19 protein-coding genes are annotated in these 24870 nt (G+C 69.3%); 5 read left to right on the top strand and 14 right to left on the bottom strand.

From position 1 onward, the window contains the following. The 3 genes from LX88_RS13105 to LX88_RS13095 are packed head-to-tail and all read left to right on the top strand — an operon-like array spanning position 1 to position 3724. Positions 1-435: a GNAT family N-acetyltransferase gene (locus LX88_RS13105; RefSeq protein WP_258948035.1), complete on the top strand. Its 435-nt coding sequence runs from the start codon at positions 1-3 to the stop codon at positions 433-435. Positions 436-490: 55 nt separating this feature from the next. Further along, complete coding sequence (locus tag LX88_RS13100; protein WP_030476972.1) at positions 491-1693, top strand: acetyl-CoA C-acetyltransferase; 1203 nt, start codon at positions 491-493, stop codon at positions 1691-1693. A gap of 3 nt (positions 1694-1696) precedes the next feature. Further along, positions 1697-3724 carry a 3-hydroxyacyl-CoA dehydrogenase NAD-binding domain-containing protein gene (locus LX88_RS13095; protein ID WP_258948034.1) on the top strand — a complete coding sequence of 676 codons (2028 nt, stop codon included), beginning with the start codon at positions 1697-1699 and terminating at the stop codon, positions 3722-3724. On the opposite strand, the gene LX88_RS13090 is transcribed toward LX88_RS13095, so the two are convergent. Further along, on the bottom strand, positions 3721-4671 hold the full coding sequence (locus LX88_RS13090) for an AraC family transcriptional regulator (protein ID WP_258948033.1): 951 nt from the start codon (positions 4669-4671) through the stop codon (positions 3721-3723). The genes LX88_RS13095 and LX88_RS13090 overlap by 4 nt on opposite strands. A 213-nt stretch (positions 4672-4884) precedes the next feature. Continuing rightward, the gene (locus tag LX88_RS13085) at positions 4885-5433 is read right to left on the bottom strand and encodes a DM13 domain-containing protein (RefSeq protein ID WP_258948032.1); all 549 of its coding nucleotides are present in this window, start codon (positions 5431-5433) and stop codon (positions 4885-4887) included. Positions 5434-5495: 62 nt separating this feature from the next. Between LX88_RS13085 and LX88_RS13080 the strand changes: the two genes are divergently transcribed. After that, positions 5496-5846, top strand: coding sequence for a hypothetical protein (locus tag LX88_RS13080; protein ID WP_258948031.1), 351 nt, complete (start codon positions 5496-5498; stop codon positions 5844-5846). A 108-nt stretch (positions 5847-5954) separates the two neighbouring features. Here LX88_RS13080 and LX88_RS13075 read toward each other — a convergent pair whose 3' ends face one another. The 3 genes from LX88_RS13075 to LX88_RS13065 form a co-directional block, all read right to left on the bottom strand. After that, positions 5955-6350: a hypothetical protein gene (locus LX88_RS13075; RefSeq protein WP_258948030.1), complete on the bottom strand. Its 396-nt coding sequence runs from the start codon at positions 6348-6350 to the stop codon at positions 5955-5957. A 280-nt stretch (positions 6351-6630) separates the two neighbouring features. Further along, on the bottom strand, positions 6631-7659 hold the full coding sequence (locus LX88_RS13070; protein ID WP_372511297.1) for a LacI family DNA-binding transcriptional regulator: 1029 nt from the start codon (positions 7657-7659) through the stop codon (positions 6631-6633). 75 nt (positions 7660-7734) lie between these two features. Further along, positions 7735-8757, bottom strand: coding sequence for a GNAT family N-acetyltransferase (locus LX88_RS13065; protein WP_258948028.1), 1023 nt, complete (start codon positions 8755-8757; stop codon positions 7735-7737). A 72-nt stretch (positions 8758-8829) separates the two neighbouring features. On the opposite strand from LX88_RS13065, the gene LX88_RS13060 reads away from it, so the two are divergent. Further along, positions 8830-10029, top strand: a complete 1200-nt coding sequence (locus LX88_RS13060) for an esterase-like activity of phytase family protein (protein WP_258948027.1) — start codon at positions 8830-8832, stop codon at positions 10027-10029. A gap of 238 nt (positions 10030-10267) precedes the next feature. Here LX88_RS13060 and LX88_RS13055 read toward each other — a convergent pair whose 3' ends face one another. From LX88_RS13055 to LX88_RS44245, 9 genes are all read right to left on the bottom strand, one after another. Next, positions 10268-11674 carry a GH1 family beta-glucosidase gene (locus LX88_RS13055; RefSeq protein WP_258948026.1) on the bottom strand — a complete coding sequence of 469 codons (1407 nt, stop codon included), beginning with the start codon at positions 11672-11674 and terminating at the stop codon, positions 10268-10270. Positions 11675-11710: 36 nt separating this feature from the next. Then, the gene (locus LX88_RS13050; RefSeq protein WP_258948025.1) at positions 11711-12535 is read right to left on the bottom strand and encodes a carbohydrate ABC transporter permease; all 825 of its coding nucleotides are present in this window, start codon (positions 12533-12535) and stop codon (positions 11711-11713) included. 4 nt (positions 12536-12539) lie between these two features. Beyond that, complete coding sequence (locus tag LX88_RS13045; protein ID WP_307790250.1) at positions 12540-13439, bottom strand: carbohydrate ABC transporter permease; 900 nt, start codon at positions 13437-13439, stop codon at positions 12540-12542. A 74-nt stretch (positions 13440-13513) separates the two neighbouring features. Continuing rightward, positions 13514-14776, bottom strand: coding sequence for an ABC transporter substrate-binding protein (locus LX88_RS13040; protein ID WP_258948024.1), 1263 nt, complete (start codon positions 14774-14776; stop codon positions 13514-13516). Between the two features lie 458 nt (positions 14777-15234). Then, on the bottom strand, positions 15235-17757 hold the full coding sequence (locus LX88_RS13035) for an ABC transporter permease (protein ID WP_258948023.1): 2523 nt from the start codon (positions 17755-17757) through the stop codon (positions 15235-15237). A gap of 5 nt (positions 17758-17762) precedes the next feature. After that, positions 17763-18515: an ABC transporter ATP-binding protein gene (locus LX88_RS13030; protein WP_258948022.1), complete on the bottom strand. Its 753-nt coding sequence runs from the start codon at positions 18513-18515 to the stop codon at positions 17763-17765. Between the two features lie 119 nt (positions 18516-18634). Further along, on the bottom strand, positions 18635-21607 hold the full coding sequence (locus LX88_RS13025; RefSeq protein ID WP_258948021.1) for a helix-turn-helix transcriptional regulator: 2973 nt from the start codon (positions 21605-21607) through the stop codon (positions 18635-18637). An 11-nt stretch (positions 21608-21618) separates the two neighbouring features. Beyond that, positions 21619-21774 carry a hypothetical protein gene (locus LX88_RS13020; RefSeq protein WP_258948020.1) on the bottom strand — a complete coding sequence of 52 codons (156 nt, stop codon included), beginning with the start codon at positions 21772-21774 and terminating at the stop codon, positions 21619-21621. A 70-nt stretch (positions 21775-21844) separates the two neighbouring features. After that, positions 21845-24679, bottom strand: a complete 2835-nt coding sequence (locus tag LX88_RS44245; protein ID WP_258948019.1) for an AfsR/SARP family transcriptional regulator — start codon at positions 24677-24679, stop codon at positions 21845-21847. Positions 24680-24870 lie beyond the last annotated feature (191 nt).

Below are 24870 nucleotides of genomic sequence, written 5' to 3'. Positions count from 1 at the left end.
ATGCAGATCCACCAGGTCACGCCCGGCGACTGGGAGCTCTGGCGCGACACCCGCCTGGACGCACTGGCCAGCGACCCCGAGGAGTTCGGCTCCACACTGGCCCGCGAGCAGAGGTACAGCGACAACGACTGGCGTGCGCGCGCGGCGGAGGGCCTGAAGCTCGTCGCGCTCGATCCCCGCCCGGTCGCCCTGGTCGCCGCGACCGCGGAACCCAGGGGCCTCTACCTCTACTCGATGTGGGTACGGGACTCCCATCGCGGCCGAGGGGTCGGGGAAACCCTGGTCAGGACGGTTCTGACGTGGGCGGCCGAGGAGGGCTGGAGGGTCGTGCGGCTGCGCGTGTACGACCACAACGTGCCCGCGCGACGCCTCTACGGCCGGTTGGGGTTCGTTGACGCCGAGGAACCCGAGCACATGGAGTTCCGGGTGAGCTAATCGGTCACCCTCCACGGTCATGGCCAGCTCCCACGCGCGGGCCTAGCGTGGTCCCATGAGCGAAGCCTTGATCTTCGACGCGGTGCGCACGCCGCGCGGCAAGGGAAAGCGCGGGTCGCTGCACAGCGTCAAGCCCGTCGAACTGGCCGCCGGTGTGCTGCGCGCGCTGTCCGAACGCAACTCCCTCGACACCTCCGCGGTGGACGACGTCGTGTTCGGCGTGGTGTCCCCGCTCGGTGAACAGGGCGGCGACATCGCCCGCACCGCGGTGCTGGCCGCCGGGTGGGACCAGCGCCCGGCCGGGGTGCAGCTCAACCGGTTCTGCGCGTCCGGCCTCGAGTCGGTGAACCTCGCCGCGGCCAAGGTCGCGTCCGGGTTCGAGGACCTGGTGGTGGCGGGCGGCGTCGAGTCGATGTCGCGCGTGCCGATGGGCTCCGACGGTGGCGCCTGGGCGATCGACCCGCAGACGAACTTCGACCTGTCGTTCGTGCCGCAGGGCGTGTCCGCCGACCTGATCGCGACGCTGGAGGGCTTCTCCCGCACGGACGTCGACGCGTGGGCCGCCCGGTCGCACGCCCGCGCGTTCGAGGCGCAGAAGGACGGCCGGTTCGAGCGGTCCGTCGTGCCGGTCGTCGACCAGAACGGCACGGTGGTGCTCAAGGAGGACGAGACGATCCGTCCCGAGTCCACAGTGGAGTCACTGGGCCGGCTGAAGCCCAGCTTCCAGTTCCACGGCGACCTCGGCTACGACACCGTAGCGATCGACCGCTACCCCACCGTCGAGCGCATCAGCCACGTGCACACGCCCGGCAACTCGTCGCAGATCGTCGACGGCGCCGCGGCGATGCTGATCGGTTCGGCGGCGACGGGCAAGGCTCTCGGCCTGACCCCGCGCGCCCGGATCGTGTCCGTCGCCGTCGTGGGCACCGAGCCGACGATCATGCTCACCGGACCGGCGCCGTCCGCGCGCAAGGCGCTCGACAAGGCAGGGCTCTCGGTCGAGGACATCGACCTGTTCGAGGTCAACGAGGCGTTCTCGTCGGTCGTGCTGAAGTTCCTGCGGGACATGGACATCCCCGAGGACAAGGTCAACGTCAACGGCGGCGCGATCGCGCTGGGCCACCCGCTGGGCGCCACCGGCTGCATGATCCTGGGCACGCTGCTGGACGAGCTGGAGCGCCGGGACCTGCGCCGCGGGCTCGCCACGCTGTGCGTGGGCGGCGGCATGGGTATCGCGACGATCATCGAGAGGGTCTGAGGCATGCCGTTCCACTACGACAAGGACGAGGACGGCGTCGTCACCCTGACGATGGACATGTCCGGCTCCGCCAACGTGATGAACGACGAGTACCGCGAGCTGATGGGTGACGCCGTCTCGAAGCTCGAAGGCGACGACATCACCGGCGTGATCATCACGTCCGCCAAGAAGACGTTCTTCGCCGGTGGCGACCTGAACGTCCTGATCGCGATCACGCCGGAGAACGCCTCGCAGGCGCTGGAAGGCGTCGAGGAGCTCAAGTCGCAGCTGCGGCGGCTGGAGAAGCTCGGCAAGCCGGTCGTCGCGGCGATCAACGGCACCGCGCTCGGCGGCGGGTTCGAGATCGCGCTGGCCTCGCACCGCCGGATCCTGTTGAACGACAACAGCATCCGCGTCGGCCTGCCCGAGGCGACGCTGGGCCTGCTGCCCGGCGGCGGTGGCGTCACGCGCATGGTGCGCCTGCTGGGCGTGCAGAAGGCGTTGCCGTTGCTCATGGAGGGCAAGCAGCTGCGGCCGGAACGCGCGCTGCAGGCCGGAATCGTGCACCAGGTCGTGGACACGCGCGAGGAGCTGATCTCCGAGGCCCGCGCGTGGATCAAGGAGAACCCGGCGCCGTCGCAGCCGTGGGACGTGCAGGGCGCGGGCGTGCCGGACCTGAAGTTCGGCGACCCCAACAGCTACGGCCTGCTCGCGGCGGCTCCGGCCGTGCTGAGCAAGAAGTCGCACGGCGTGTACCCGGCGCCGGAGAAGATCATGGCGACGGCCGTCGAGGGTGCCTACGTCGACTTCGACACGGCGCTGAAGATCGAGGGCCGCTACTTCGTGGAACTGGCTTCCGGCCAGGTCTCCAAGAACATGATCACGGCGTTCTGGTTCAACCTCAACGAGGTCAACGGCCGCGCGTCCGCCACGGGACGTCGTGTGGCCAAGCTCGGCGTGCTGGGCGCGGGCATGATGGGCGCCGGAATCGCCGAGGTGTCCGCGAAAGCGGGCATCGAGGTCGTCCTGAAGGACGTCAGCCTCGAAGGTGCCCAGAAGGGCGCTCAGGGGCTGGAAGGCATCACGCCGACCGACTCCGACGACGACCTCGCGGGCTGCGACCTGATCATCGAGGCCGTCTTCGAGAACCGCGAGCTCAAGAACAAGGTGCTGCCCGCGGCCGAGGAGAAGGCTTTGCCGGACGCGGTGATCGCGTCCAACACCTCGACGCTGCCGATCACCGGTCTGGCGTCGGCGGTCACGGCACCGGAGCGGTTCATCGGCCTGCACTTCTTCTCGCCCGTGCCGAAGATGCGGCTCGTGGAGATCATCCGCGGCGAGAAGACGTCCGACGAGACGCTCCAGCGCGCGCTGGACTACGTGCGGCAGATCGGGAAGACACCGATCGTGGTCAACGACTCGCGCGGCTTCTACACCTCCCGCACGTTCGGCACGTACGTGATCGAGGCGATCACGATGCTGGCCGAGGGCGTCGCACCGGCGTTGATCGAGAACGTCGCGAAGAAGTCCGGCATGGCCGTCGGCCCGCTGGCGGTGTCGGACGAGGTGACGCTGTCGCTGCAGCTGAAGATCCACGACCAGACGCTCGCCGACGACCCGTCGCTGGTGTCGGAGAGCCCGGCCTACGACCTGATCCGTGAGCTGGTGTCGCTGGGCCGCAGCGGGAAGTCGACCGGCGCGGGGTTCTACGAGTACCCCGAGGGCGGCAGGAAGTTCCTGTGGCCCGAGCTCACGACCCGGTACGCGAAGGCCGACGCCGGTGTGTCCGAGCAGGACGTGCGCGACCGGTTGCTGTTCGTGCAGTCGCTGGAAACCGTGCGGTGCCTGGATGAGGGCGTGCTGACGTCGGTGGCGGACGCGAACATCGGCTCGATCTTCGGGTTCGGGTTCGCGCCGTGGAGCGGTGGCACGCTGCAGTTCGTCAACTCCTACGGCGTGCAGGCGTTCGTGGAACGCGCGGACTACCTCGCCGACACGTACGGGGAGCGGTTCCGCCCGCCCGCGTCGCTGCGGGAGCGCGACAAGTTCTAGGCGCGGTAGGAACCGGGTGAGGACCCGGTCCACCGCTTGAAGGCCCGGTGGAAGGCGCTCGCCTCGGAGAACCCGAGGCGCAGCGCCAACTCCTCGACCGACTCCCCGCCCCGCACCAGCGAGGCCACCGCCTGGTCGCGCAGCAGCTGCTCGCGCACCTCGCGGAACGACGTCCCCTCGGCCGCCAGTCTCCGGCGCAACGTCGGCGCCGACACCCCGAGCTGCGCCGCCACGGCCTCCAGCCCGGTCACCCCTCGCCCGAGCAGCCGTCGCACGTGGCCCGACGTGTCCGCGCCGTGGTCCCGGCGGGACAACAGGTCCGCCGGCGAGTGCCGCAGGAACCGCTTCAGCGCCGCCTCGTCCTGCACGACGGGCATGCGCAGGAACTTCGGGTCGAACGCGATCGTGGTGACGGGCGCGCCGAACCGCAGCGGGCACCCGAAGATCAGGTGGTACTCGGCGGCGTGCGCCGGTTCCGGATAACCGAACTCGGCCCCTTGCAACGGGATGCGGCGGCCGATGAGCCACGACGAGAAGCGGTGCCACAGCACGAGAAGCGACTCGGTGAGGAAGTGGTCGGGGTCGCCGGACACGTGCAGCGTGAAGCGGCCGCCGTCGAGCGCCAGCTCCAGCGGCTCGTCGAAGAGCGCGTAGAACGCCAGGCCTCGCTTGAGCGCCGACTCGAGGTCCGGGCAGTGCACGGCGAGCAGGCACATCATCGCGAACGTGCCGCGCTTCGACGGCCGCGGGCCGAAGCCCATGAACTCGTCGTCGAGGACTTCCCACAGCGTCTGGATGAACTTCGTGTACTGAGCGGGAGTGACACGCGCACGGTCGTCCGCGAGGAGGCTCTGGGGAATGCCCGCACCGAGCAGGACGACGGACGGTTCCGGGCACGCGCGGAGCGCCGCGCGCACGTAGTGGATCGCCACTGTCCTGGTGTGCACGACCCACAGTAAACGCCACCGGCGGTGACGCGGCTCCGGGGAGAGTTGGAGTCGCGTCACCGCCGCAGTGGGCCCACCCAGTGAGCCGTACTCCTCGCCGGCGGGGCTTCCGCACGTCCGTCGGCAAGGGACGATGTTGTGCCCGTTGACGTTGACGCTATGTGGTCTAGACCAGAAAAGTCAATGGTCGAAGAGTCGTCCGGCCTTGATGTTTCAGGCCTGTTCCAGCGGTGCGACGGCGAAGCCCGCACTGAACCTCTGACACCAGATCACGACACTCCGAATGGTGGACACATCCACACCCGCCGGAATTGCGTACACCTGATCGCCACGATTTCCCTTCAGCTTGCCGAGATTCGTGAATCCCTGACCGAAGGTCTTCTCGGACGAGGCCGACGCGTGCGGCGAGAGGTAAACGTACAGGTCAGGCCCATCGCTGGTGTTCAAGGCGGCGAACTGGACCGAATGCCCGCCATCAGGCAGTTCGATGAGGCTCGCCTTACCTGTCGTCGCGTGCTCGAGTGAGCGCCACTCACCGGCCGCGACTTCCTTCGGCGTTTTCGCGACGGGAGCGGGAGCACTCGACGCAGTCGGCTGAACGGCCGACTGCGTCGTCGACTGAACAGTGGCCGGGGGCACGAGCAGCGCGTCGCGAGTTTCGCGAACCGTGAGCAACCGCCACGGCTGGAACAGGTACAACCCGACCCCGAGGGCGACGACCACGAGAACTGAGACGGGAATCAGGATTCGACGATGGCGCATACCGAAAATACTGGCGCAAACCGGACCGAAAAGAGCTTACGGAGTTGTTAGGGTGCCAAGCCGTGGCGACTCAGGCGAGGATCGGCCAGGCCGTGCTCGGCGTCCTGATGGTCGGGTGCGCCCTGACGGGCCTGTTCCCCAGACCCGTGCCACTCCTCTTCGCCATCGCGGCAGTGGGCACGGTCAACGCCGCGTTCCCGCTCATGCGCACGTTCGGCTCCGCACTGCTGGGCGGCGTGGCAGCAGCCTCGATCGCCCTCTCGTCGGTCCCGTTCGTCACCTGCTCCGCGGAACGCTTCACCGAGGTGTTCACCTGCTCGGGTGACGCTCCGACGTGGCATTTGACCGGAACCGTGCTGGTGGCAGGCCTTTCCGGGGCCAGTTTGGTACTTGCCCGCATCACAGTTCAGTGACAGCGATCACTCAACCGGGGCCATCAAGGAGCCGATAAGGCATCCAGGCGAGCGTTCTCCTGCCACCGGCCGAGCCGGTAATCTGCTGAAGAGCGTGATCGCCCGACTTCACACCGTGAGCATTAGGAGGACTGCTGTGCGCGCACTGTGGGCCGCAGGTGGTTCCGCCGTGCTCGGGTCAGCGTTGCTCGGCGTGCTGGTAGGCATGGCGATCCACGGAGCAGCCGGCGAAGAGCCGCCGAGCAGAACCCCGGCATCCACCTGGATCTCGTCCACCCCCAGCACTCCACCGAGCTCGACGGAGAGCTCGCCCGCGAACAGCAGCGCACCATCGAGCTCCACCAGCTCGCCCCCGAACACGCAGCAACCGCAAAAGACCACCACGCCACCCCCAGCGGCGACGAACCCGGTCCAGCCCCCACCCCCGCCGGTACAGACAACGACGCCGGCGCCGTCCTCGTCCGGCTGGCCGTGCAGCCCGTTGAACCCGCTTCCCCCGCCCACCTGCAAGAACCTGGGCAACTAGGCGGTCGGAGCAGGCTCGCGCAGGGGTCCCCTCGTGTTTGGGATCCCCCGCGTCCCAAGGTAGCGGCGAGGTCTGACAGTTCCGCGAGACGAGGCAGCGGCCGCTGGCAGAGGCCGGGCAGCGATGAGGTTGGTCCGCGGGGCTGCACGCAGGGTCTGGCCTGAACTGATAACGCCAGACCACAAGCAATGCCGCAGGAAAGCAGTCATTCCTCGATGGAGTGACCGCTCAACGCAACAGCAAGCCCGCCCGAAAGCTTCAGGCAGACTCGCGCCGCACCAACACAGTGGGCAGCATCTGCTGCTTCCGCTTCACAGTCTCATCCCGAAGCAGCTTCACCAGGTGCTCGACCATCACCTTGACCTGCTCATCGGAATCCTGCCGAACCGAAGTCAACGGCGGCGAGGTGTGCTCGGCGATGGCCACGTGATCGTCGAACCCGACCACGGCGACATCCTCGGGAACCCGCTTCCCAGCCTCGTTCAACGTCTCCAACGCCCCGGCCGCCATCAGGTCGGAGGCCACGAACACCGCGTCGAGCGCAGGCACCCGCGCCAGCAACGAGGACATGGCCTTGCGCCCACCTTCACGGGTGAACCCACCGTCCTCGGTGAGCCGAGCCAATCCCTTGTCGTCCAGCGACATGGCCGACTTGAACCCGTTCAGACGGTCTATGGCGGACAGTTCGTCCAAGGGGCCGGAGACGTGGACGATCTTCTTGCGGCCGAGGGACTTGAGGTGCTCGGTGGCGAGCACGGCGCCGCCCTCGTTGTCGTTGTCCACGAGGTGCATGCCCCGCAACGATCCCCACGGCTTGCCGGCGTACACGACCGGCAGCGGCAGCTTCTTCACGATCGAGACCAGCTCATCGTTGCGGTGCGGTGCGAACACCAGGGCACCGTCGACGTGACCGCCGGCCAGGAAGCGGTGCGCCCGGATCTGGTCGTCCAGCGAGTGCACCAGCATGAGGACCATCTGCACGTCGACGTCGGCCAGGGCCCGTGCCCCCGCACGGATCAGGCGCGCGAAGTGCGGGTCGTCGAAGATCTTGGGCTCCGGCTCGGAGAACAGCACGGCCACGGCGCCTGTGCGGCGGGTGACCAACGCGCGCGCGGCGCGGTTGGGCTGGTAGTTCAGCGCCGTCACCGCGGCGTTGACCGCTTCCAGGGCCTCCGGGCTGACGCGCGGTGACGCGTTCAGCACCCGTGACGCTGTCGCGCGGGAAACCCCTGCCCTCGCGGCAACGTCTTCCAACGTCGGACGCGCGTGGTTGGACACGAGCACCACCACTCCTCGATGAAAACCTTTGATCCGCTAAGCAGCTTAGCCCCAAAGGATCTCCGCGGAGGGTTTCCGCGCTGTTCATCGTGTTTTTTCGGCGACCTCCGCGGCTTCCGGCGTCTTCAGGGCACGCACGCGAGGCGCGATCGAAACTCGGAGCAGACCGTCCTCACGGCGTGTCGTGGTGGCGAGGCCGGCGCGTGCGGCCGTGCGAACCAGGGCGGTTTCGGAAGGCAGGCACCACGCGACGAGTTCCGTGAACCCGGCCGCGCGGGCGTCCGAGGCCAGGGCTCCGAGCAGTGCCGCGCCCACGCCTCGGCGTTGCCAGGCGTCCTCGACCAACAACGAGATCTCGGCGCAGTCCGGCGTGCCGGTGTGGATGAGCTGTCCCAGCGCCACGACCTGGTCGCCGCACTGGGCGAGGACCGTGGTGCCGCGCGGCGGGTTGAGCAGGCGGTGCAACCAGCGGCGGGGCACGGTGCGCATGCCCGAGTGGTAGCGGTTGAACATCGTCCTCATCGAACAGCGGGAGTGCAGGGCGGCGACGGCGTCCTCGTCCTCGCCGGTCCCCGGACGCAGGACCAGTGCCGCGCCGTCGTCGCTGAGCACCGCGCGCATCGAGGGCGCCGGCGCGTCCACGAGGTCGAGCAACGCCTGCGCGCGCGTGAGTTCGACCTGGGTGAACGGGGCCCAGCCCCGCCGGGCCACCCACTCTCCCAGCTGGACCTGGCCGTCGGCGGCCTCGCCGACCGTCACAGAGTCGGCGGCCAGCACCTGGCGGAGTGCGTCGCCGGTCTGTTCCGGGTCGGTGAGCGCCATGCGTGCGGCGCGCAGGACGGCGGTCGGCTCGTCGACGAGGTCGCGCAGGTCGGCTCGGGTGATGCCGACGCGCTTGCCGCCCTCGCCGCGCACCGCCTCGACGAGGTCCGCCGGGAGCACGCCGGGAGCCGCCCGCACGACGATCTCGTCGAGCACCCCGCCGGGCACGGGGATCACGTGCAGCGCGAGGACGTTGCAGTCGGCCGAGGCCAGCCGGACGGTGACGCGCGCGAGCGCGCCGGGGCTGTCGCTGAGTTCGAAGCGCAGGCGCCAGGTCGTCGTCATGACGTCAAGAGTTCATGGAACTTGTTGCCGCGAGGCGAACCACGGGTAAAACGCTCGTCATAGGGTCGCCGCATGAGGAGAACACTGGCCGTAGGCCTCACTTTGCTCACCGTCACGGCACTGGCCACGCCCACCACCGCCGCTCCCGGAGCCTCCGGCCAGAAGCCTCCCCGGCAGGCCACGCTGACGAACTTCGCATTCCTCCCGGCGGAGACCTACCTGCCCGGCAGCGAACCGAGCGGCGCGGCACTGGGGACGGCCCCGATCAACGGGGTCACGCCGCCGTTCCCGGACCAGCCGATCCAAGGCTTCAGCGGTCTCGTCCGCAACAGCGACGGTACGTTCGACGCCATCTCCGACAACGGCTACGGCACCAAGGCCAACAGCGCGGACTTCCTGCTGCGCATCCACCGCATCGCGCCGGACTTCGCGAAGAACACCGTCGACGTGCTCGGCGGCGTCACGCTGACCGACCCGAACGGCCACATCCCGTTCCCGCTGACCAGGCAGGACCGGGTGATCACCGGTGCCGACATCGACGTCGAGTCGGTCACCCGCGGCGCCGACGGCACCTACTGGATGGGCGACGAGTTCGGCCCGTACCTGCTGCACTTCGACCGCGCGGGCCGCCTGATGGCACCTCCGGCCCCTCTGCCGGACGTGCGCGCTCCGGAGAACCCCGCGGGCAACCCGAACCTGGGCGGCAGCAAGGGCTTCGAGGGCATCACGCTCTCGCCGGACGGCAAGAGGATCAACGCGCTGCTGGAGGGCACCGTCGCCGGTGACACGCCGGGCACGCTGCGCCTCAACGAGTTCGACATCGCGAGCAACAGCTTCACCGGGAAGACCTGGCGCTACCAGCTGGAAGACCCGAACTTCGCCATCGGCGACGCCATCGCGGTCGACGACAACCGGCTGCTGATCATCGAGCGGGACAGCGCCCAGGGCGCCGACGCGATCGTCAAGCGCGTCTACCTCGCCGACAAGCGCGACAGGAACTCCGACGGCAAGCTCGACAAGACGCTGATCGCCGACCTGCTGAACCTCGCCAATCCGAAGCACGTCGGCGGGCAAGCGGACCCGTTCAGGTTCCCGTTCGTCACGATCGAGGACGTCACCATCCTCGACGACCGCACGCTCGCGGTGCTCAACGACAACAACTTCCCGTCGTCGTCGGGCCGCACGCCGGGCAAGCCGGACAACAACGAGTTCATCACCATCAGGCTCGGAGAGAACCTGCACGCCGACCCGAGGGTCCTCCGCAGGCGTTGAGTGGCGTGACCCGGCCCGTTACGGGCGAATTCACGCTCAGCAGGACACCTCACGACACCGCCCCCACGCCCCCGTACAACCAGTACGAAGACGTGGGGGCGGCGCCGCGATGCGCCCGTCTGACCGCGAATTCACCGGCAACGAGCCAGGCCACACCACTCACAAGAGAGCGCTCTCACCTGTGGACACGAGTATCCGCAGGTGAGAGCGCCAAGGCCCCCTCGGCCCGTCCTGTGCGCTAAACGGTGTAACCGTGCGCGGGGAGCCCGTTCCGCCCGATGATCCGGGACAGCGTGGCCGCGCTCTCCTTGACCGTGCGCTGCTGCGTCTCGAAGTCGACGTGCACGATCCCGAACCGCTGCGAGTACCCGGCCGCCCACTCGAAGTTGTCGAGCAGCGACCACGCCAGGTAGCCGCGGATGTCGGCACCCTCGGAGATCGCCCTGTGCACCGCGCGCACGTGGTCCACCAGGTACTTCGTCCGCTGGACGTCGTACACGCGACCCGCCGGGTCGACGACGTCCGGGAACGCGGACCCGTTCTCCGTCACCACCAGCGGCACCCCCGCCGTGTCCCGGGACAGGCGCACCAGCAGTTCGGTGAACGCGTCGGCGTTCTGCTCCCACCCGAAGCCGGTGAGCTCGCCCTGCGGCGGCTGGATGGACACACCGCGCAGGCCCGCGTGCGGACCGGCCGGCACGAAGTCCGGGTCGGCCGGCGCGACGCGGGTCGGGTTGTAGTAGTTCACGCCGATCCAGTCGACCGGGGTCGCGATGGTCTCCATGTCCCCGTCGCGGACCACGTTCGTCCAGTCACCCAGCCACGTCGTGTCCTGCAGGACGTCGAGCGGGTAGCCCTTGCCGAGGACCGGGTCGAGCAGGATGCGGTTCTGCAGGCCGTCGACCTTGCGGACGGCCTCCGCGTCGTCGCCCCAGATCGTGCTGAAGTTGAGCACGATCGACAGCCGGTGCGACTCCGGTGCCTGCGCGCGCAACGCCTGCGTGGCGAGCCCGTGGGCCAGCAGCAGGTGGTGCGCCGCCTCCAGTGACGCCACCGCGTCGGTGATGCCCGGCGCGTGGATCCCGTTGCCGTAGCCCAGGAACGCCGAGACCCACGGTTCGTTCAGCGTGGTCCAGGCCTGCACCCGGTCGCCGAGCCGCTCGTGCACGATGGCCGCGTACTCCGCGAAGCGGTAGGCGGTGTCGCGGTTGCGCCAGCCGCCGAAGTCCTCCAGGACCTGCGGCAGGTCCCAGTGGTACAGCGTGGCGAGCGGCTGGATGTCCTTCTCCAGCAGCGAGTCCACCAGCCGGTCGTAGAACGCGAGCCCGCGCTCCTCGACCTTGCCGCTGCCGTTGGGCTGGATCCGGGGCCACGCGACGGAGAACCGGTACGAGGCCAGGCCGAGGGACTCCATCAGGTCCACATCGGACCGGTACCGGTGGTAGTGGTCGCAGGCGGGGTCGCCCGTGTCACCGGCCAGCACCTTGCCGGGCGTCGCGGCGAACGTGTCCCAGATCGACGCGCCACGACCGTCCGCCGTGGTCGCACCTTCGATCTGGAACGCCGCGGTCGCCGCTCCCCAGAGGAAGTCCGGCGGGAAGGTCAGCACCTCCTGCCCGACCTCGACGTCCGAGTCGGTCGTCATACATTCACATCCTTGTGGCTTGAGCCCTGCTGAGTGTCATCCCTTTAGGGCGCCCTGCATGATGCCGCCCACGATCTGACGCGACAGCAGGACGAAGATCGCGATCACCGGCAGCACCGCGATGGAGGCGCCGGCGAGCATCAGCGAGTAGTCGGTGTAGTACCCGCTGGCCAGCGTCGACAGGGCCACCTGGACCGTCGGGCTGTCGTTGGGGTCGAGCACGATCAACGGCCAGAAGAAGTCGTTCCAGGCCGTCATGAACGTGAACATCCCCAGCACCGCCGCCTGGGGCCGCACCGCCGGGAACCCTACGTGCCAGAACGTCCGCAGCACCGAGCAGCCGTCCATGCGTGCCGCCTCGATCAGCTCGTACGGCACGGTCTCCTCGCACGCCTGGCGCATCCAGAACACCGCGAACGAGCCGATCAGCACCGGCACGATGACCGCCTGCAGGGTGCCGTACCAGTCGAGGTCGGACATCAGCATGTACAGCGGGATCACGCCGAGCTGCGTCGGCACCATCGCGGTGCCGAGCACGACCAGGAACAGCGAGTCGCGGCCCCGGAACCGCAGCCGCGAGAACGCGAACCCGGCCAGCGTGCCCAGCACGACGTTCGAGATCGCCACGCTCGACGCCACGATGAACGAGTTCTGCATGGCGAGCCAGAAGTCGACGGTGTCGAAGACGCGGGTGATGTTCTCGACCAGGTTGCCGCCGGGGACCAGCGGCGGGACCTTCTCGCCGAGGACGGAGTTGTCCTTCGACGCGACGATGAACGAGTAGTACAGCGGGAAGATCGACGCGGCGAGCACGGCGACCAGGAACCCGTAGAGCAGGGGTCCCGCCTTGGCGTTCTTCATGCGATCACCCCTTGCCCGCGATGCGGCGCGTCAGCGCGAAGTTGATGATCGCGACGATCAGGACGACCACGAACAACATCCACGCGACGGTGGCCGCGTAGCCGGCGTCGAACAACCGGAAGCCCTTCTCGTACATGTAGAGCACCAGCGTCTGGAACTGCCGGTCGGAACCACCGGTGGAGTTGTTGGCGGCGAACCCGGGGTCGAACAGCGCGGGTTCGGCGAACAGCTGCAGACCGCCGATCGTCGAGGTGACGACGGTGAACAGGATCGTCGGCTTGATCGACGGCACGGTGATCGACCAGAACATCCGCCAGCGCCCCGCGCCGTCCAGGGTGGCCGACTCGTACATGTCCTTGGGCACGGACTGCATCGCCGCCAGGTAGATCAGCGCGTTGTAGCCGGTCCAGCGCCACATGACCATGGTCGACACCGCGAGGTGCGACGCCCACGTCTCGGCACGCCAGTCGATCGGGTCGATGCCGACGAACCCGAGCAGGAAGTTCACGATGCCGAAGTCGCGGCCGAAGAACTGCGCGAACACCAGCGCCACCGCGGCGACCGAGATGACGTTGGGCAGCAGCACGCCGGCCCGCCAGAACGCGCTCCCGCGCAGACCCCGGTCCAGCAACGCGGCGAGGCCCAGCGCGGCCAGCAACTGCGGCACCGTCGAGAGCACGAACAGGCTCAGCGTGTTGAACAGCGCGTTCCAGAACTTGGCGTCGCCGAAGAGCTCGACGTAGTTGGCGACACCGACGAACCCCTGGTTGCCGTCGATCAGCTGCCAGTCGTGCAGCGACACCCACGCCGTGTACACCAGCGGGTACAGCCCGAAGATCCCGAACACCAGGAAGAACGGCGCGATGATCAGGTACGGCGTGTACCTGGCGTCCCAGTGGCTCAGCCGGAAGCGCTTCGGCTCCTTGGAAGGCGAAACCGAGACGGCCGGAGCCGCCTCGGTCTCTGGACGAGTCACCGTCACTTGGCGGCGTCCGTCGCTTCCTTCAGGGCCTGCGTCCACGCTTCAGCCCCGGACTGCTTGCCCTGCTCCACGCGGGTCAGCGCGGTGGCGAACACCGGGCCGACCTTCGAGTCCTTCGTGCCGCGGTAGGTCGGCTTCAGCGACTCGGCGGAGGTCGCGAAGATCTGACCCACCGGAGCCTTGTTGAAGTACTCGTTGACGGTCGCCTGCACCTCTGCGTCCTGGTAGACCTTCGGCTGGCTCGGCAGGTTGCCGGTCTCCTTGAAGATCCGCTTCTGCTGCTCGGGGGCCGTGAGCCACTTGGCGAGCTCGTAGGCCTCCTTCGGGTGCTTGCCCTGCTTCGGGACGGCCAGGAACGAGCCGCCCCAGTTGCCGCCACCGCCGGGCGCCGTCGTCACGTCCCACTTCCCGGCAGCCGCGTCGCCGGCACCCGCCTTGATCAGCGCGAGCGCCCAGGCCGGGCACGTGGTCGTGGCGAACGAACCCTGCTTCAGCGCGACGTTCCAGTCCTGGCTGAACGGCTCGAGAGCACCGGTCTGCCCCTTGGTGCCGAGCGCCGCCGCCGTGTCGAACGCCGTCTTGACCTTGTCGTTCTTCTCCGCGATGTACGAGTCGTCCTTCGCGAAGTAGCCCTCCTCGGTCTGGTCGAGGATCGCCTTGTAGACGTTGCGGCCGGTGTCGACGAACTTCACGTTCGGCGTCTTGGCCGCGAACTGGTCGGCGACCTTCGCGTAGTCGGCCCAGGTCGGCCACAGCTTGGCGACCTCGGTCCGGTCGGTGGGCAGGCCCGCCGCCGCGAACAGGTCCGCGCGGTAGCAGAGCCCGAGGCTGCCCATGTCCGTGCCCAGCCCCAGCACGAACTCACCGCCGTCGGCGGTGCCCTGGTTCCACTTCCACCCGGCCCACTGGTCCTTGAGGTCCTTGGCGCCGTACTCCGCCAGGTTCACGAACTTGTCCTTGGAGGCGCGGAACTGCGAGACCACGCCCTCCTCGAGGGCGACGATGTCCGCGGCACCACGGCCACCCGCGAGCTGAGTCGCGAGCTGCGTGTTGTGCTGCTCCATCTTGACCTTGCGCTGCTCGATCTTGATGTTCGAGTGCGAGGCCATGTACTCCTCGATGAGCTTGTCGTAGCCGAAGTCGGAGAAGAGGCCCAGCGACAGCTCGATCTTGCCGTCAGCCTGGGATCCCCCGCCGCATCCAGCGGCCAAAACCATCACGAGGGTCGCAGCGGCGCTGCCGACCAGCCTTCTGCTCATCCGTCCTCCTCGACGACGCCGTGAGCGGCGCTTAACTGTGATGAGAGCGCTCTCACACTCAACCGGAGACGCGCGGGTGTCAAGCGGTCGACATCGTTCCGTAACTTTGTGGAGGCAGGCAACAAAAACCTGGACCGAAACGCCGAACGTTCCGGACGGAGCGGTCACAGGCCCCTCGGAAACGACGAAGAGGGACGACCGGGCCCTCGCTCCGGTCGTCCCTCACCCCAGGTAGAGGGGCCTGCGGGCCAAAAGTGACGCGCGGTCCCCAAGATTTTTTCCGAAGCGCCGATCACCTGCCGTTTCGACGGATGCCGAACCGGGCGTGAACGCAGCGGAGGCCCGGTGCCCCGACGGCACCGGACCTCCACCGATCCCCCGGTCGTGCGGCCCCTGTTTCCGCACTCCCGAACCCGCCCGGCCGTGGCCCCCGACAGCGAGGCCGGGCGGGGTGTCCCCTACGCCTCCGCCATGCCCGCGACCACGGAGTTCCTGGCCGCGCGACGGGCCGGCAGGGCCGCCGCGATGACCGCCGCGACCACGGCCAGGCCGAGCATGATGCCGATCTGACCGAACGGGATGGAGAAGCTGATCGTGAACTCCGAGTTGGAGATCGCCTCGACCAGCAGCCACCCGAACCCGGCGCCGAGCAGCACGCCCACGACCGCGCCGATCAGCGCCATCAGGATCGACTCGACCACCAGCATCTGCCGCAGCTGGCCCCTGGTCAGGCCCAGCGCCCGCAGCAGGGCGGACTCGCGGGTCCGTTCCAGCACCGAGAGCGTCAGCGTGTTCGCGATGCCGAACAGGGCGATGATGAGCGCCAGGCCGACGAGGGCCCAGATGAACATCAGGATCTGGTCGATCTGGGAGTTCAGCTCGGCCTTGGTCTCGGCCGCGGAGTCGAGCACCGCCACCGGCGAGGTCGCGATGAACCGCTCCAGGTCGGCGCGCGCCACCGTGATGTCAGTGCCCGGCACGAGCTTGACCAGCACGTTCTGGTAGCCCTTGACGGGCTCCTTGAGCAGGGACTCGGCGGACTTCAGCGTCACGATGCCGGTGCCGTAGCTGTTGTCCTTGATCAGCGCGACGACCTTGAAGTCCTTGCCGCTGATCGGGACGGTGGAGCCGATGGTGACACCGGCGTCCTTGGCCTCCTTCTCGCGCATGGCGAGCTCGCCGTCCTTGAGCCCGGCCAGCGTGCCGCCGGCGAGGTCCGGGCGCACCAGGGAACCGATCGCGTCCGTCGGGTACCCGGTGACGTCGGCGTACTGGAGCTTGGGCGACTCGCCGTAGGCCCTGAGTTCGGGCGCGACCTGGGCGACGTTGCGCACCTTCGCGAGCTCGTCGGTGAACTTCTGCGTGAGCGGCTGGCTGTAGACGTTCGACTTGACCGCGTAGTCGGACGGGAACCGCTTGTCGACCTGCTCGTTCATGGTCGCGCGGCCGCTGCCGGCCACGACCGTCACCATGGCGACGATGGTCACGCCGATCATCAGCGCCGCCGTGGTGGCGGCCGTGCGCTTGGGGTTGCGGCCCGCGTTGGCCGAGGCCAGCTTCGCCGGGACACCGCGCAGCGCCTTGCCGAACAGGCGGTTCACCACCGGCACGTACAGCGGGCCGAGGAGCAGCACCGCGAGCAACAGGATCATCGTGGCGCCACCGGTGATGAACATCGCCGGCTCTTCCTTCTCCTGCTGCAGTCCGAAGTAGACGGCGGCGCCACCGACGAGCGCGATCAGTGCCGCGACGACGATCCGGACCTTGCCGGTGCGGGCGACGTCGTCGGAGCTGTCCGGCTGCGAACGCAGGGCGGCCACCGGGGCGACCCTCGTGGCGCGGCGGGCGGGCAGCACGGCCGACAGCACGGTCACGACCACGCCGACACCGAAGCCGGCGGCGATGGTCACCCACGAGATCGGCAGGCGGATCGGGGCGTCCTCGCCACCGGGGCCTCCGCCGCCCACCGTGCTGATGAACGCCTGCAGGCCGGCCGAGACGCCGAGTCCGCCGAGGAGGCCGAGCACGGACGCCGCGAGACCCATGAAGAGCGCTTCGGCGAGCACGCTGCGGAACACCTGCGAGCGGTTCGCCCCGACGCAACGCAGCAGCGCGAGTTCCTTCGTGCGCTGGGCGACGAGGATCGTGAAGGTGTTGTAGATGACCATGCCCGCGACGACGAGCGAAATCGCGGCGAACGCGAGCAGGAACGTCTTGATCTCACTCGCGGCGTCACCGACCTGGGCCAGCGTGGCCTGCGTCAGCTGCTCACCGGTCTGCACCTCGTAGCCGGTGCCGATCGCCTTGGTGATGTCGGCGACCAGCTGTTGCTGCGAGACACCGGGCTTCGCGACCGCGACGATCTCGTAGATCCGCTGCGCCGGGATCACCGTGCGCAGGCCCTCCGGCGAGACCACGACGTGGTCGCTGCCGGACATCGAGATGCTGCTGGCGCCCTGCTGGTAGGTGCCGACGATGGTGAACGCGTGCTCGGCGTTGCTCTCGTCGAGCAGCTTGAGCTTGTCACCGACCTTGAGCTTCGCGACCTGGGCGGTCTTGGTGTCGATCGCGGCCTCGTCGGCCTTGACCGGGAACTTGCCGTCCTTGAGGTTGAAGTCGCGCAGCTTCTCCGTCGTCGGCAGCGGCTGCACCAGCGCGCTGCGCGCCTTGCCCTCGCCGCTGAGCAACGCGGCGCTGCCGAACTCACGCGAGTCCGCGCCCTCGACACCTGGAGTGTTGCGGATCTTCTGCAGGAAGTCGGCGGGGATGCCGTCCTCCCGGTTGGGGCTGTTCTCCCCCATGTGCACGGCCGCGTCGACGTTGCGGGCGCCGCGGGCGAAGTTGTCCCTGGTCTGCTCCCCGACCGCGTCGCCGAGCACGAGCGTGCCCGTCACGAACGCGACGCCGAGCGCGATGGCGATGCTGGACAGCACCAGCCTCGCCGTGCGGGCTCGCAGGCCCGCGAGGATGGTCTTCAGCATCTACCTCACGCCCCCAGGTGCGTGAGGGCGTTGACGACGGACTCGGTGGTGGGCTGGTGGATCTCGCCCGCGAGCCGGCCGTCGGCGAGCAGCACCACGCGGTCCGCGTAGCTCGCGGCCACCGGGTCGTGCGTCACCATGATCACGGTCTGGCTCATCTTGCGGACCGACATGCGCAGGAAGTCGAGGACCTCGGCGCCGCTGCGCGAGTCCAGGTTGCCGGTCGGCTCGTCGGCGAAGATGACCTCGGGACGGGCGACGAGCGCACGGGCACAGGCCACGCGCTGCTGCTGGCCACCGGACAGCTCGGTCGGGCGGTGGGTCAGGCGGTCGCGCAGGCCGAGCACGTTGACGATCGTGTCGAACCACTCCCGGTCGGGCTTGCGGCCGGCGAGCTCGAGGCCCAGCAGGATGTTCTGCTCGGCGGTCAGCGTCGGCAGCAGGTTGAAGGCCTGGAACACGAAGCCGACGCGGTCGCGGCGCAGCTTGGTCAGGTCCTTGTCGTTGAGCTTGGTGATCTCGGTCTGTCCGATGTGGATCTCGCCGCTGTCCACCGTGTCCAGTCCCGCGAGGCAGTGCATCAGCGTGGACTTGCCGGAGCCGGACGGGCCCATGATCGCGGTGAAGCGGCCGGCCTGGAAGGCGACGTCGATGCCGTCGAGCGCCCGCACCGCGGTGTCACCCTTGCCGTAGACCTTCACCAGGTTGTGGGCCGCCGCGGCGGTCCGGGTGCCGACCTCGGACACCAGTGCAGACATGTCTCGTGCCTTCCTCACAGGGGATGTTCCTTGCTGAGGAAGAAGCTATGAGGAAGCTGAGTGAGCGGACATCAACTCCGCGACGCGTTGCGCATCAGCCTGAGGTATGACAACCGGCGCTATTCCAGCAGACCCCGGTCGTACGCGATGGCCACGGCCTCCGCGCGCCGCGACGCCCCCAGCTTCGCCATGATCCGGGAGAGGTGCACGGAAACGGTCTTCTCGCTGATGTAGAGCTCCTCACCGACCTCGCGGTTCGTCCGTCCCGCGGCCACCAGGCCGAGCACGTCGCGTTCCCGCGGGGTGAAGAGGTCGACCTGTTCGCGCACCGGTTCGTCGGCCCTGAGGCTGATGCGGGCCCGCTTGGCGCACGACGCGACGGCCGTGGCGAGCGGAACGGCCTTGAGCCGCGTCGCCACCTCGTCGGCCAGGCGCAGCTGCTCGGCGGCCTCGTCCCGGCGTTCCGCGCCCAGCAACGCCTCCGCGAGCCGCCACCGGCACAGCGCCTGCTCGAACGCGACCCCGTAGCCGAACTCGTCGACGGCCTTGTGCCACAGCTCCGGATCGCCCGCTCCCCGCAGCCGTGACTCCTCGGCGTTCGCACGAGCCAGCCAGGCGCGTCCCTCCGGACCGAGGGTGCCCGCGCGCGGCTTGCCGTTCCGCGCGGTCAGCCGCACGTGCTCGGCGAGCTCGTGACCGGCGGTGACCGCGTTCCGCCCGGCCTCGGTGTCGCGCTTGCGGCGTGCCTTGGCGGCGATCTCCGCGTGCGCCGCGATGCCGATCGCGCCGATCCTGATCCCGGCGAGCATCCACGGACCGCCGAGCTTGCGCGCCCACTCCAGCGCGTCCGTGACGCGTTCGACGGCCAGCTCCGGACGACCGCGCCACAACGCGAGCTCCGCGCCCGTGCCGCCGGTGATCAGGGCGATCTGGATGTCGCGGTGCCAGTCGCTGCGCAGCTTGGTGATCATCCGCTCGGACTCGGCCAGGTCGCCGCGCGAGACCGTGAGGTGGGTGCTCGCCGACGCCAGCCGCGCCAGCACCGTCGACGACACGGACATGCCGGGCGGTTCGCTGGCCCACGCCGCGTAGTCCCAGTCGCCGATGTAGTAGTGCACCAGCACCTGCAGGATGCGGATCTCCAGGCCGAACATGCTCCAGGTCAGGCCGGTCTCCTTGGCCCTGGCCCCCGCGAGGTTGTAGACGCGCGCCGCCTCGGCCAGTTCGCCGCGGTCGTAGTGCATCATCCCGTAGTAGTACCAAGCCCTCAGTTCGTTGTTGAACGCCCCGACCTCGCGCGCGTGCTGGATCGCGCGCTCGAAGCTGGCCTTGGCGTCCTCCGGCCGGTCCGCGTGGTCGTCGAGGATCGCCATGGTGCCCAGGCCGTCCGCGATCGCACCCGGCGCGTTCGCCGTCTGGCCGTCCGCGATCGCCAGCTCCGCCGCTTCGCGCGCTTCGGCGTCCTTGCGTTGCTGGCGCAGAGAAGAAGCCTTGCCCGCGAACACACGGGCGCGCGTGGGACTGGGCTCGCGGTCCCGCACGAGCTGGAGCGCCTTGGCCAGGACCAGGAAGTGCTCCTCCTCGTTGCCGTCGAGGATCGACAGCGCCTGCGAGAGCCGCAACCAGATCTCGGCGGCCTCCTCCGGCGTCTGCTCGGCGCTGATCGCCTTGGTGGCACTGCGGGCGAACGCGACCGCGCGTTCCGGCTGCCCGGCCGTGCCCGCGACCCAGGACGCGCGCCGCAGCAGCACGGACTCGTCCACATCGGACGGACGATCCGCCTCGGCAACGGCGTTCCACAGGTTGAGGGCTTTTTCCAAGTACCGCAACGACTCCGCGGGCGCGCCGGCGCGTTCGGCCTCCTTGGACGCCATGATCGACGCGTTCAGGGCCGTCGGCAGGTCGTGGCTCTCGAAGGCGTGGTGGGCCAGCGCCGCCGAGGCACCGCGCTCCTCCAGGTGCTGCGCCAGGTGGCGGGCGTAGGCGGCGTGCAACCGGACCCGTTCACCGGGCAGCAGGTCGCCGTAGACGGCTTCCCGGACCAACGCGTGACGGAAGGCGTAGACCTCGTCGTCGTGCACGACGAGCAGGTGGTGCTGGACCAGTTCGCGCAACGCCGCGTCGAACGCGAGGTCGGCCATGCCCGACACCTCGTGCAACCGGTAGTGCCGGACCCGGCGGCCCCGCACCGACGCGACGCGGACGACGTGCTGCGCCTCGAGACTGAGGCTCTCGACCCGGCTGAGCAGGACGTCGGCGAGTGCGGACGGCAACGACCTGGCGTCGTCACAGGTGGCCACCGCGATGAGTTCCTCGGCGAAGAAGGCGTTGCCCTCGGAGCGTTCCGCGACCTGCCGGAGGACGTCCTCGGGCAGGTCGTCGGACAGGGCCTCGACGAACCGGCGGGCGTCCGCCGCGTTGAACGGCGAGAGGTCCAGGCGGTCGACGGCGGACAGCCGGACCAGCTCGGACAGCAAGGGGCGCAACGGATGACTGCGGTGCAGGTCGTCCGCGCGATAGGTGCCGACGACCAGCAGGCGCTGGGAACGCAGGCGGGACAACAGGAACGACAGCAGGTACCGGGTGGACGCGTCGGCCCAGTGCAGGTCCTCGACGACGAGCAGCACGCGCTGCTGTTCGGAGAGATCACCGAGAAGCCCGAGCACGGCGTCGAACAGCTGCAGCTGGCCGACGTCCTGCTCCGGCCTGCGTCCCGGGACCAGGCTCGGCGCGATCATGCCCTCGGTACCGGGCTCGCGTGCGGCCGGCAACGCCAGCTGGGGCAGCAACATCGCGAGCGCGGGCCGGTGCGACACGTCGCTCTTCAACGTGCCCAGCGCCTCGGCGAACGGCAGGTACGGCAAGCCGGTCTCGCCCGCGTCGAGACACCGTCCCATGAGGACCAGGGTGTCCTCGGCGCCGGCGGCCAGCTCGTCGATCAGCCGGGTCTTGCCGACACCGGCGTCACCCGCGAGCAGCACTGCCCCAGCGGCGCCCTCCCCGGCCTTCGCCAGCGCGGCACGCAACCGGTCGAGCTCCCGATCGCGTGCGACGAGGGGAATTCCGGAACCAAGGCGCGCCACAAGGGGCATGCTGTCACACGTCATGAGCGGGTGCTGCTGGGTTTTCCAGAGGTGCGGTGGATCAACCGGCTCAGCCACGACGGCCCGTTGCCGTTCGACCGCTGCCAGTTGCACACCGCGGTACCACGCCGGTAGTCGATTTCCGCCTTGATCGCCTCAGGGGTCCATTCGTTCATGAGCCTGAGGTTCGTCCTGAGGCCTCACCTCAGGCATCGGGCGATCACGCAGTCCTGCCTGCGGAAGCCCTTACCCGACCGTCACCGCACGCGCGCGAGCCAGCCGGGCCCTCACCCCGTCGGCCTCAGGTGCGCCGAGTTCGGTGAACAACGCCAGCGCTCGCTGCCAGTGCGCCGCAGCCCCAGCCGCGCCGAGCTGCTCGAACACCGCCGCGAGCCGGTCGTGCGCCAACGCCTGGTGGTACGGCGAGACGGCGTCGCACGCCACGGCCAACGCCGTACGGGCGGCCGACAGTGCGCCGTCCGTGTCACCGGTCTCCAGCAGAGCCGTGGAGATGTCGGTGTGGCAGGCCGCTTCCCCGCACTGCTCACCGACCTCGTGGTACATCCGCAACGCCACCCGCAGCCACGGCATCGCGTCGTCGAAGCGCTGGGTGCTCAGGTAGAGCAGGCCGAGGTGGTGGTGGGCGTTGGCCTCCGCCCACTTCGAGCCCGCGATCCGCGAGATCTCCATGGCCTCGCGGTAGTGCTCCTCGGCCTCGGCGGCCCGGCCCAGGTCCTGCAACGTGCCGGCGACCGTAGTCAGGGCACGGGCCTGTTGGTGCACGTCCTCTTTGCGGCGCGCCACCTCCAGCGCGCCCTGCTGGGCCTGCAACGCCTCTTCGAACCGTTCGAACTGCAGCAGCGCGACGCCCAGGTTGAACTGCATGACGAACCGGGCGTCGTCGTCGTTCAGGGCGATGGCGGCCTGCAACGCGGCTTCGGTGAGGCGCAACGACGTCTCGCGCTCGGTCCGCAGCCACAGGTACCGCGACAACGTGTACGGCAGCTGCCACGCGTGCACGTGCCAGCCCGACCCCGAGGCGAGCTCGGCGGCGGCGATCAGGTTGGCGCGCTCGGCGTCGAACCACGCCGTCGCGTCCGCGGCACCGGAGATCGCGGGCACGTGCACGGGCCGGTGTTCCGGCGCGACCAGGACGCTGCCGCGGTTGATCGGCAGCAGGCCGTCCGCGAGGTCCGCGCAGTGCAGGTAGTAGTCGAGCATCCGGCCGGTCGCGGCACGGCGTTCGGGCTCGGACAGCTCACCGGCCAGGGTCTTGGTGTAGACGCGGACGATGTCGTGCGCGACGTGCCGGCCGGGTTCGCTGACGGACAGCAGGTTCGCGGCCGTCAACGCGTCCAGCGCGCGTTGGGCCTCCAGCAACGGGACGTCGCCCATGGCCGCGACCACGTGCGGGGTGAGGTCCGCGCCGGGGTGCAGGCCGACGATCGCCAGCAGTCGTGACGGCTCCTCGGGCAACGCACGGCGCGAGGCGTCCAGAGCCGCTCGCACGGTGCCCTCGCCGTCCTCCAGGCCGAGCGCGGCCAGGCGGCCCTGCTCGTCCTGCAGCTCCTCGACCAGTTCGGCGACGCGCAGGCGGGGCGACACCGCGAGACGGGCCGCGGCGATCCGCAGCGCCAGCGGCAGGCCGTCGCACAGTTCGGCCAGTTCACGCAGGGCACCGGCCTCGATGTCGGACCGGCCGGCGATGCGGCCCAGCACGTCGACGGCGGCCTCCGGGTCGAGCATGTCCAGCTCGACCAGCTTCGCCTCGACCTGCGCGACGAGCCCGACCAACCGACGCCGCGACGTCACGACGACGCACGACGGCGCGCCCGGCAGCAGCGGTAACAGGTCGGCCGAGCTGCGGACGTTGTCGAGCATCACGAGCATCCGGCGATCCGCCAGCAACGTGCGCAGCAACGCGGAGCGTTCGTCGACGGAGACGGGGGTGTCGCCGGCCGGCACGCCCAGGGCGCGCAGGAACCGGTTGAGCACCTCGCCGATCTCCAGCGGCTCCCGGTTCGGGTCGTACCCGTGCACGTCGACGTAGAGCTGGCCGTCCGGGAACTCGTCGCGCACGCGGTGCGCCCAGTGCAGTGCCAGCGCGGTCTTGCCCACGCCCGCCGGTCCGGTCACCAGCATCACCGGGCCGTCGTGGCCGCGCAGCAACGCGTCCAGGTAGCCGAGCTCGGCGTCCCGGCCGATCAACGCGACGGGCGCGCGGGGCAGCTGCGCGGGGATCGTCACCGGAGCGGGTTCGGGCGCGGACACCGGCTGCGGCACGCGCACGGGCACCCGTTCCGGCTCGGGACTGTCCCCCGCCAGCACGGCCTGGTGCACGCGGCGCAGTTCGGGCCCCGGCTCGACGCCGAGTTCCTCGATGAGCACGGAGCGGGCCTCCCGGTACGCGGCCAGCGCCTCCGCCTGCCGGCCCGCCTGGACCAATGCCCTCATCAGCAGCCCGTGGCCGCGTTCGCGCAGCGGGTGCTCGACGACCATCAAGCTCAGCTGCGAGACCATCTCCGGGCCCTGCCCGATCGCGAGACCGAGCTCGGCGCGTTCCTCCAGCACCGCCAGCCGGCGTTCGACGAGACGGCCGCGTTCGACGTCGGCGAAGAGACCGGACACGCCGCCCAGCGGCTCGGCGCGGAACAACGCCAGCGCGTCGTCGAGCTCGACCGCGGCTCCGGCCAGGTCACCGGCGGCGCGCATGCGGTTCGCGAGCAGCACTTGACGTTCGAACACGTCGAGGTCCAGGGCACCGGGCTCGACGCGCATCAGGTAGCCGTCGCCCACCGACGTCAGCAGCTCGGCGGGAGCCCTCCTGGCGCGGGCCGGTTCGAGGGCCCTGCGCAGTCCGGCCACATAGGTCTGGACCAGGTTGACCGCACTCGAGGGCACGTTGTCGCCCCAGACGGCCTCGATGATGTGCCCGCGGCTCACCGGTGTGTTGCGCGCCAGCAGCAGGACCGCGAGGACGGCACGCTGCTTCGCCGCACCGAGATCAACCTCTTGACCTGCGCGAACGACCCGGAGAAGGCCGAGAACCTCGAACCGAAGGGGTTCCTCGCCGTGCGTCACCGATCTGTCCTTCGCCTGTGGGCCACCTGGAGCTTGAAGATCACTTCAGTCGGGCTCCAGTCGTGCTGTAGAAGGCATTCTTACGCTTAGCGTGTCCAACCAACCACAGACGGCGAGATCAACGGAAACCCGAGATCCCGGAGTCGGAGCAGGTTGGACCGGACAGCGGAACACCCGCTGCTCCCCATGAT

Origin of the sequence: Lentzea californiensis, assembly GCF_024648825.1 — a bacterium.
In the GTDB taxonomy this organism is placed as follows: domain Bacteria; phylum Actinomycetota; class Actinomycetes; order Mycobacteriales; family Pseudonocardiaceae; genus Lentzea; species Lentzea californiensis.
Note: the sequence above shows the minus strand (reverse complement) of the source record. Positions and strands in the feature narration are given on the sequence as shown.